The sequence below is a fragment of the Streptomyces sp. SAS_281 genome (assembly GCF_052542855.1).
Map to the genome: position 1 here is coordinate 1 of NZ_JBMNDO010000200.1, position 8,293 is coordinate 8,293.

The 8,293-nt window shown below is 73.1% G+C and carries 8 protein-coding genes; 4 read left to right on the forward strand and 4 right to left on the reverse strand.

Features of this window, described 5'->3' with window-relative positions; all coding sequences use genetic code 11:
- Window positions 1–74: 74 nt before the first annotated feature.
- A complete protein-coding gene (locus ACN6LM_RS36980) occupies window positions 75–1,571 on the reverse strand; it encodes an SCO1417 family PLP biosynthesis transcription factor (RefSeq protein ID WP_445069811.1) in 1,497 nt (498 codons plus the stop codon).
- Between the two features lie 111 nt (window positions 1,572–1,682).
- Here ACN6LM_RS36980 and yczE point away from each other — a divergent pair, with 111 nt between their 5' ends.
- The 4 genes from yczE to ACN6LM_RS37000 all read left to right on the forward strand — a co-directional run bounded on the left by yczE (window position 1,683) and on the right by ACN6LM_RS37000 (window position 5,163).
- Window positions 1,683–2,324, forward strand: a complete 642-nt coding sequence (gene yczE / locus ACN6LM_RS36985; RefSeq protein ID WP_445069812.1) for a membrane protein YczE — start codon at window positions 1,683–1,685, stop codon at window positions 2,322–2,324.
- A complete protein-coding gene (locus ACN6LM_RS36990; protein ID WP_445069813.1) occupies window positions 2,321–3,085 on the forward strand; it encodes a glycerophosphodiester phosphodiesterase in 765 nt (254 codons plus the stop codon). The genes yczE and ACN6LM_RS36990 overlap by 4 nt, the downstream gene beginning before the upstream one ends.
- 52 nt (window positions 3,086–3,137) lie before the next feature.
- Entirely contained in the window at window positions 3,138–4,514 is a 1,377-nt protein-coding gene (locus tag ACN6LM_RS36995) for an MFS transporter (protein WP_445069814.1), read from the forward strand.
- A gap of 274 nt (window positions 4,515–4,788) precedes the next feature.
- The gene (locus ACN6LM_RS37000) at window positions 4,789–5,163 is read left to right on the forward strand and encodes an RNA polymerase-binding protein RbpA (protein ID WP_003959706.1); all 375 of its coding nucleotides are present in this window, start codon (window positions 4,789–4,791) and stop codon (window positions 5,161–5,163) included.
- A 135-nt stretch (window positions 5,164–5,298) separates the two neighbouring features.
- On the opposite strand, the gene fxsA is transcribed toward ACN6LM_RS37000, so the two are convergent.
- The 3 genes from fxsA to ACN6LM_RS37015 all read right to left on the reverse strand — a co-directional run.
- The gene (fxsA, locus tag ACN6LM_RS37005; protein ID WP_445069815.1) at window positions 5,299–5,889 is read right to left on the reverse strand and encodes an FxsA family membrane protein; all 591 of its coding nucleotides are present in this window, start codon (window positions 5,887–5,889) and stop codon (window positions 5,299–5,301) included.
- 74 nt (window positions 5,890–5,963) lie between these two features.
- Window positions 5,964–6,731, reverse strand: coding sequence for a polyprenol monophosphomannose synthase (locus tag ACN6LM_RS37010; RefSeq protein WP_445069816.1), 768 nt, complete (start codon window positions 6,729–6,731; stop codon window positions 5,964–5,966).
- A 527-nt stretch (window positions 6,732–7,258) separates the two neighbouring features.
- On the reverse strand, window positions 7,259–8,293 hold a 1,035-nt coding region (locus ACN6LM_RS37015), incomplete at its 5' end, for an amidohydrolase (RefSeq protein WP_445069817.1).

Genomic DNA, 8,293 nt, shown 5'->3' on the forward strand with positions numbered 1-8,293 from the left:
CCCGGCGGCGCGCCGGCCCCTCCTCCGCCTTCAGGGGGCTGTCCCGCCCGCCGGGCTCGCGGTCCCGCCGTCGTTCACGCCACGAACGTGCGCGGTGCCTCCATGCCCGCCCCCGCGCCTGCGCCGACCAGCCGGGCGGCCTGGGCCAGGCGCTGGGCCGCCTCGTCCGCGACCGGGCCGCCGACCGTGAACGGAAGCCGTACGTAGCCCTCGAATGCGCCGTCGACCCCGAACCGGGGCCCGGACGGCACGCGCACCCCGACCCCTTCCCCGGCGACCGCGAGCCGGGAACCGGAGAGCCCGCCGGTCCGCACCCAGAGCGTGAGCCCGCCGCCGGGCACCGAGAACTCCCACTCCGGCAGCTCCCGGCGCACCGCGGCGACGAGCGCGTCGCGGTTCTCGCGGGCCTGTTCCCGGCGCAGCCGCACGGCTTCCTGCCAGCCGCCGGTGCGCATCAGCCAGTTCACCGCGAGCTGTTCGAGGACGGGGGTGCCCATGTCGGCGTACGCGCGGGCGGCCACCAGGCTGCGGATCACGTCGGGCGAGGCCCGTACCCAGCCGATCCGCATGCCGGCCCAGAACGCCTTGCTGGCCGAGCCCACGGTCAGGACCGTGCTGCCGGCCGGGTCGAACGCGCAGACCGGGCGCGGCATCGCCACGTCCTCGTCGAGGTGCAGCTCGCGCATCGTCTCGTCGACCACCAGGACCGTGCCGGCCGAGCGGGCGGCGTCCACCAGCGCGCGGCGGCGCTCCTCGTCCGCCAGCGCCCCGGTCGGGTTGTGGAAGTCCGCGACGACGTATCCGAGCCGGGGCGCGGCGTCCCGCAGGACCTGGCGCCACCGGTTCAGGTCCCAGCCGCCGAGCCCCTCCTCCATGGCGACCGGGACCAGCCGGGCGCCCGCCTCCCGCATCAGCTGGAGGATGTTGGCGTAGCTCGGGGACTCCACCGCGATGCGTTCGCCACGTCCCGCGAACAGGTGGCAGATGGCGTCGATGGCACCCATCGCCCCGGTGGTGACCATGATCTGCTCGGGCATGGTCGGGATGCCGTCGGCGGTGTAGCGGTCGGCGATCATCCGGCGCAGCGCGGGTAGCCCGGCGGGGTAGTCGCCGTGCGTGTGGGCGTACGGGGCAAGCTCCTCCAGGGCGCCCTGGACCGCCCGGGTCAGCCAGGGCTCGGGCGCCGGCAGCGAGGCGCAGCCCAGGTCGATCATGGAGCCCAGGGCCTCGGGCGGCAGCGGCTCCAGGCCGCGGGCGGGCAGCGGGTTGCCCGCCGGAACCGCCGTCCAGCTGCCCGCGCCGCGCCGGGACTCCAGGAAGCCCTCGGCCCGCAACGCCTCGTAGGCGGCGGCGACCGTGGTGCGGCTGACGGCGAGGGCGAGGGCGAGTTCCCGTTCGGCGGGGAGCCTGGCGGCGACCGCGACCCGGCCCTCCAGGACGAGAAGCCGTATACCGTCGGCGAGGGCCCGGTAGGCGGGCGGGCGGCGGCTGCCGGGGCCCACCGGCCGCTGCTGGGCCTGGAGCTGCCGGGCCAGCTGGGCCGCACCGACCGCCGAAGTCCACTGCGCCATGAGAATCAGTCCACCTTCCTCGGATTGGCCATGTCCGGCAGCCAATCCCCTGCCACAGAGTGACACGGAGCAGTCCAACACCACCACACCAGGCACACCAGGGGGCACGTCTTGTCCAAGATCCTCACCCGCCGGCTGGTCCAGCTGTACGCGGGGCTCGCGCTGTACGGGGCGAGTTCGGCCCTCCTGGTCGTCGCCGGTCTCGGCCTGGAGCCGTGGGGTGTGCTGCACCAGGGGCTCGCCGAGCGGACCGGGATCAGCATCGGTGTGGTCTCGATCATCATCGGCGCGATCGTGCTGCTGCTGTGGATACCGCTGCGGCAGCGGCCGGGGCTCGGCACGGTGTCCAACGTGTTCGCCGTGGGCATCGCGATGGACGGCACGCTCGCCCTGGTCCCGGAGATGCACGGGCCGGTGGCGCGGGCCGGGGTGATGGTGGCGGGGATCGTGCTGAACGGGATGGCGACGGGGCTGTACATCAGCGCCCGTTTCGGCCCGGGGCCCCGGGACGGTCTGATGACCGGGCTCCACCGCCGGACCGGCAGGTCGATCCGGCTGGTGCGCACGGCGATCGAGATCGCCGTGGTGGTCACCGGCTTCCTGCTCGGCGGCTCCCTCGGCGTCGGCACGGTGCTGTACGCCCTGGCCATCGGCCCGCTCGCCCAGGTCTTCCTGCGGGTCTTCGCCATCCCCGGGGATGGCGCCCCCTCGGCCGGGACGTCCGCGCCCCGGCGGTCCATACTGCGGCGGTGACTTCCGAACGCCACCCCTATCTGGACCACCCCGCCCCGCTCGCGTTCGCCCATCGGGGCGGCGCGGCGGACGGCGTCGAGAACACGGTGGCCGCCTTCCGCCGTGCCGCCGATGCCGGATACCGCTACTTCGAGACGGATGTGCACGCCTCGGCGGACGGCCGGCTCGTCGCCTTCCACGACGCCACGCTCGACCGGGTGACGGACGCCCGGGGCCGCCTGGCGGAGCTCCCGTGGAACGAGATAAGCCGGGCCCGGGTCGCCGGGCGCGAGCCGCTGCCGCTGTTCGAGGAGCTGCTGGAGACGTTCCCCGGGGCCCGGTGGAACGTGGACGTCAAGGCGGAGGCGGCCCTCGAACCGCTCCTGGAGCTGATCCGGGCGACGGGCGCCTGGGACCGGGTGTGCGTCGGCTCGTTCTCCGAGGCCCGGGTCGCCCGGGCGTACCGGCTGGGCCGCGGGCGCCTGGCCACCTCGTACGGCGTGCGCGGCGTGCTCGGCCTGCGGCTGCGCTCGTACGGCGTCCCGGCCCCGCTGCGCGCCGGAGCGGTGTGCGCGCAGGTGCCGGAGAGCCGGAACGGCATCCGGGTCGTCGACCGCCGCTTCGTGCGCGAGGCCCATGCGCGGGGGCTCCAGGTGCATGTGTGGACGGTGAACGAACCGGAGCGGATGGCCGCTCTCCTGGACCTCGGGGTGGATGGCATCATGACCGATCACATCGAGACGCTGCGCACGGTGCTGAGCGAGCGGGGGGCGTGGGCCTGACCCGCCGCCGCCGTGCGGCCGGCGTCCGCACGGGGAGAGTCCAGGGGGCGCCATGACGGCCGAGACCGCAGACACCGCCGAGCCGGCCGACGGCACCTCCGGCCCGGACGGCCCGGACGCGCGGCGCAGGGAGCAGCGCGGCTGGTACTTCTACGACTTCGCGTGCTCCGTCTACTCCACGAGCGTCGTCACGGTCTTCCTCGGCCCGTATCTGACGTCGGTCGCCAAGGCCGCCGCGGACTCCGACGGCTACGTCCACCCGCTCGGCATCCCGGTGCGCGCCGGGTCGCTGTTCGCGTACGCGGTCTCGGCCTCGCTCGTCCTGGCGATCGTCCTGATGCCCGTGGTGGGCGCGGCCGCCGACCGTACGGGCCGCAAGAAGCCGCTCCTCGCGGCGACGGCGTACACCGGGGCCGCCGCGACGACCGCCATGTTCTTCCTGGCCGGGGACCGCTATCTGCTCGGCGCCTTCCTGCTCATCGTGGCGAACGCCGCGACGGCGGTGGCGATGATGGTCTACAACTCCTATCTGCCGCAGATCGCGGAGCCGGAGGAGCGCGACGACGTCTCCTCGCGGGGGTGGGCGTTCGGCTACACCTCCGGGGCGCTGGTCCTCGTACTGAATCTGGTCCTGTACTCGGGCCACGACTCCTTCGGCCTGTCCGAGTCCGAGGCGGTACGGATCTGCCTGGCCTCGGCGGGCCTCTGGTGGGGCGTCTTCACCGTCATCCCGCTGCGTCGGCTGCGTGACCGCCGGGTGGCGCCGGGCGGCCGTGGTGCGGCGACGGGCTCGGGGTGGCGGCAGCTGCGGGCCACGCTGGCGGACATGCGGCGCCATCCGCTGACCCTGTCCTTCCTGCTCGCCTACCTCGTCTACAACGACGGCGTGCAGACCGTGATCTCGCAGGCTTCGGTGTACGGCTCCGAGGAGCTGGGCCTCGGCCAGTCGACGCTGATCACGGCGGTGCTGCTGGTGCAGGTGCTCGCGGTGGCCGGGGCGCTGGCGATGGGCCGGACGGCCCGGGTGTACGGCGCGAAGCGCACGATCCTGGGCTCCCTGGTGGTGTGGACGCTGATCCTGGTCGCCGGCTACTTCCTGCCCGCCGGATCGCCCGTCCTCTTCTATCTGCTGGCGGCGGCGATCGGCCTGGTGCTGGGCGGCAGCCAGGCGCTGTCCCGTTCCCTGTTCTCGCACCTGGTGCCGCGCGGCAAGGAGGCCGAGTACTTCTCGGCGTACGAGATGAGCGACCGAGGTCTGAGCTGGCTGGGACCCCTGGTGTTCGGTCTGGCCTACCAGCTGACCGGCAGCTACCGGGACGCGATCATCTCTCTGGTGGTCTTCTTCGTCGTGGGTTCGGTACTGCTCGCGCGGGTCCCGCTCAGGCGGGCGGTGGCGGCGGCGGGAAACGCGGTACCCGAGCGGATTTAGACGTTGAAGTAAAAGGCCGGTAGTGTACGCCTTTGGCCTGCCCCGGGTGACCGTTACGGCGAGTGGAACTTCGCGAACCGTTGGGTGACAACTTCCGTCAAAGGTGACAAACCGGGTATGGGCGGGTACTTGAACCCTGGGAAACCTGAAAATCAGCGGTTCGACGGGCGACGCATGACCGGCAACGGGAATCTTTGCCGCCGACCGGACGTTGACCGATTGACGACGACAGCGACACCTGTCCTGTGGGCGACAAGCCCGGGAGGCACGATTCATGAGTGAGCGAGCTCTCCGCGGCACGCGACTCGTGGTTACCAGCTACGAGACGGACCGCGGCATCGATCTGGCCCCGCGCCAGGCGGTGGAGTACGCATGCCAGAACGGACATCGATTCGAGATGCCGTTTTCGGTAGAGGCGGAGATTCCGCCGGAGTGGGAGTGCAAGGCGTGCGGCGCCCAGGCACTCCTGGTGGACGGGGATGGCCCCGAGGAGAAGAAGGGCAAGCCGGCGCGTACGCACTGGGACATGCTCATGGAGCGGCGCACGCGCGAGGAGCTGGAGGAGGTGCTGGCCGAGCGGCTGGCCGTCCTGCGCTCCGGGGCGATGAATATCGCCGTGCATCCTCGGGACAGCAGGAAGTCTGCGTGACCCGCTAGCACGGTACCGCGGCAGGCCGCGGGTCCGGTACGTATGTGTACCGGGCCCGCGGCTTTGTCGTGTTTCGGCGGGCCCGTCCGGGCGGCGTCGGAGACCGCCCTCAGCCGCCGGACGGGCCTGAAAGGGTCACCGCGTCAGCGGGGGGCGGGGCTCGTCGTTCGGGCCCGGGTCGTCGCGGGGCGGCTCGTCGCGGATGACCTCGCCCTGCACCACCTTGCCGTCGGGGCGGTGGATGCGGGCCTGCTGGAAGGCGTCCGAGAAACCGCCGGGGGCGGCCGCCCTCACGCGCCGGTCCAGCGAGCGCTCCGCGTAGCGGCTGAGTGCCGTGCGCACCGGCGGGACCAGGAGCAGCAGCCCGGCCACGTCCGAGATCAGGCCGGGGATCATGATCAGCAGCCCGCCGAGCATCAGGAAGCCGTTGCCCCGGCCGCTCTCGGGGGCGACGGGCGAGGAGCCGTCGGCTCCCGGCTGCCCCGGCATCCGCTGGAGGGTCTCCGTCAGATTGCGGAAGGCCCGGCGGCCCGCGCTCTTGATCACCGCGGCGCCGAGCACGATCCCGGCGGCCAGCAGGATCACGACGGTCAGCCCGCCCGCGACGTCCGCCACCAGGATCAGCAGCCAGATCTCCAGCACCGCCCAGGCGGCGACGGCGAGAGGTACGAAGGTCCGGGCGCGCGAGCGCCTGCGGGCGGTCGGGGGCGGTGTGCCGGTCGTCATGCCCCCAGTGTGCCTGGCCCCGCGTCCGTACGCCGTAAGGGGGTGAAGGGGGCAGTGGAGGGGGACGGCCCGGCTCAGGGGGTACGGCGGCCGAGGGCCCGGTTCGTACGGCTGGCGACGCCCCAGGCGGTCACCCGCCACAGCGCCTCGACCAGGATGTCCTTGCTCATCTTGGAGTCGCCGATCTCGCGGTCCACGAAGGTGATCGGCACCTCGACCACATGGAAGCCGGCGTCGACCGCGCGGCGGGCCAGGTCGACCTGGAAGCAGTAGCCCTGCGAGGCGACCGCGTCGAGGCCGATGCCCTTCAGGGTGTCGGCGCGGAAGGCCCGGTAGCCGCCCGTGACGTCCCGGGTGCGCAGGCCCAGCATCAGCCGGGAGTACGTGCTGCCGCCGCGGGAGATGAACTCGCGGGACTTGGGCCAGTTCACCACCCGGCCGCCGGGCACCCAGCGGGAGCCGAGGACCAGGTCCGCGCTCTTGAGCGCGGTGAGCAGCCGGGGCAGCTCCTCGGGCTGGTGGGAGCCGTCGGCGTCCATCTCGACCAGCACGCCGTAGTCGTGGTCCATGCCCCAGCGGAAGCCGGCGAGATAGGCCGCGCCGAGCCCCTCCTTGCCCTTGCGGTGCAGGACGTGGACGTGGTCGTCGGCCGCGGCGAGCTCGTCGGCCAGCTTGCCCGTGCCGTCGGGGCTGTTGTCGTCGGCTACGAGGATGTGGGCCTCCGGCACGGCGGCGCGCACCCGGTTCACGATCGGCTTGATGTTCTCGGCCTCGTCGTAAGTCGGGATGATCACCAAGACACTGCCGAGCGGGCCGAATTGCCGCTGACCGCCGTCGTTCACTTACTGCCCCTCACGTCCGTACACAGGTGCACACCATATCGAGCGCGGCGGCGCGGAATGCCGTCCCGGTCGGGGTGGCGCGGGAGTCGCGGCGGACAGAAGAGCCGAATCGGGGACAGAAGTGCGGATCGGGGCCCGGTGTCCTTCGGGCCGACCTGGGACCCGCTGGCTGCGGGTCGACCTAGAGCCGTTGTCTACTGAACGTCCGGGCCCCACCCGGGTCGCACCCTCCGTCCGGCTGAAGCCTTCCCTCGCCCCCGAGGCGCGGGCGCTGAACCTGGCTGTCAGTGGTGGTGCGCCGGTGCGGCACACCACCCCGTGACCCAGCGGCGTTCGACGACTGCGTGGAGGCTTCGCCGGTCGGACGTCCTGTGGTGGACTCGGCCGAACCTACCGGCCGATGGCCGCATTCTGTCAATACTTGCCTGACCTGCACCGATAACCGAAATTGCCTGGTCAGGCCCGGAGATCCCCAGGTAGCGGAAGAGCCGGCCCGCCTTCGATCGGCGGACCGGAATGTCCGCACGTCACTCGTTCGGCCTTACGTAGACAGTTTGTCCGAGGACCACGGTGCGCAGGCAGACCGGGAGGTCGGCACCGGGGCTGAGGTCGGGCAGTCCCGGCGTCCCGGACCGGGGGTCGGTCGACCAGCGCGCCACCCGGTCGTCCGGTGCCTGGACCACCAGCTCATCGGTGCGCCAGACCGCGTAGTCGGCCGGGGCGCCGGGCACCAGGGTCCCCGCGTCGTCCCGCCCCAGGGCCCGCCAGCCGCCCCGGGTGTGCGCGGCGAAGGCGGCCCGGACCGAGACGCGGTGATCCAGTGTCCGGTGGAAGGCGGCCGCCCGCACGGTCCCCCACGGGTCGAGCGGGGTCACCGGGCTGTCCGAGCCGAAGGCGAGCGGCACACCGGCCCGCAGGAGCGCCGCGTACGGGTTGAGGGTGGCGGCCCGTCCGGCGCCCAGACGCTGGGCGTACATGCCCTCCTCGCCTCCCCACGCCGCGTCGAAGGCGGGCTGGACGGAGGCGGTCAGGCCCAGCTCCGCGAAGGCCGCGACGGTCTCGGGGGTGAGCATCTCCGCGTGCTCGACGCGGTGCCGGGCGGCGCGGATCCGGGCCGGGCCCACCTTCTCGGCCGCGGCCCTGACACCCTCGACGACCGCCGAGAGCGCCGCGTCCCCGATGGCGTGGAAGCCCGCCTGGAGCCCCGCCCCGGTGCAGGCGGCGACGTGGGCGGCGATCCGGGCGGCGTCCAGGTGGGCGGTGCCGGTGTGCGGGGCGTCGGCGTACGGCTCGTGCAGGCAGGCCGTGTGCGAGCCGAGGGAGCCGTCCACGAAGAGGTCGCCGGCCGCTCCGACGGCGCCGAGCTCGCGGACGCGCCGGGCGTCCTTCTCGTCGGCCACCTCCTGGGCCCAGTAGCCGAAGACCCGGGGCCCGGGCTGCCCGGCGGCCACCTTCAGGAGCCCGGTGAAGTCGTCCTCGTCGGAGATGTCGGGGCCGCCGCACTCGTGGAGGGAGCCGATGCCGAGGGAGGCGGCGTGGGGGGGCGCGGCGCGCTGCGCCTC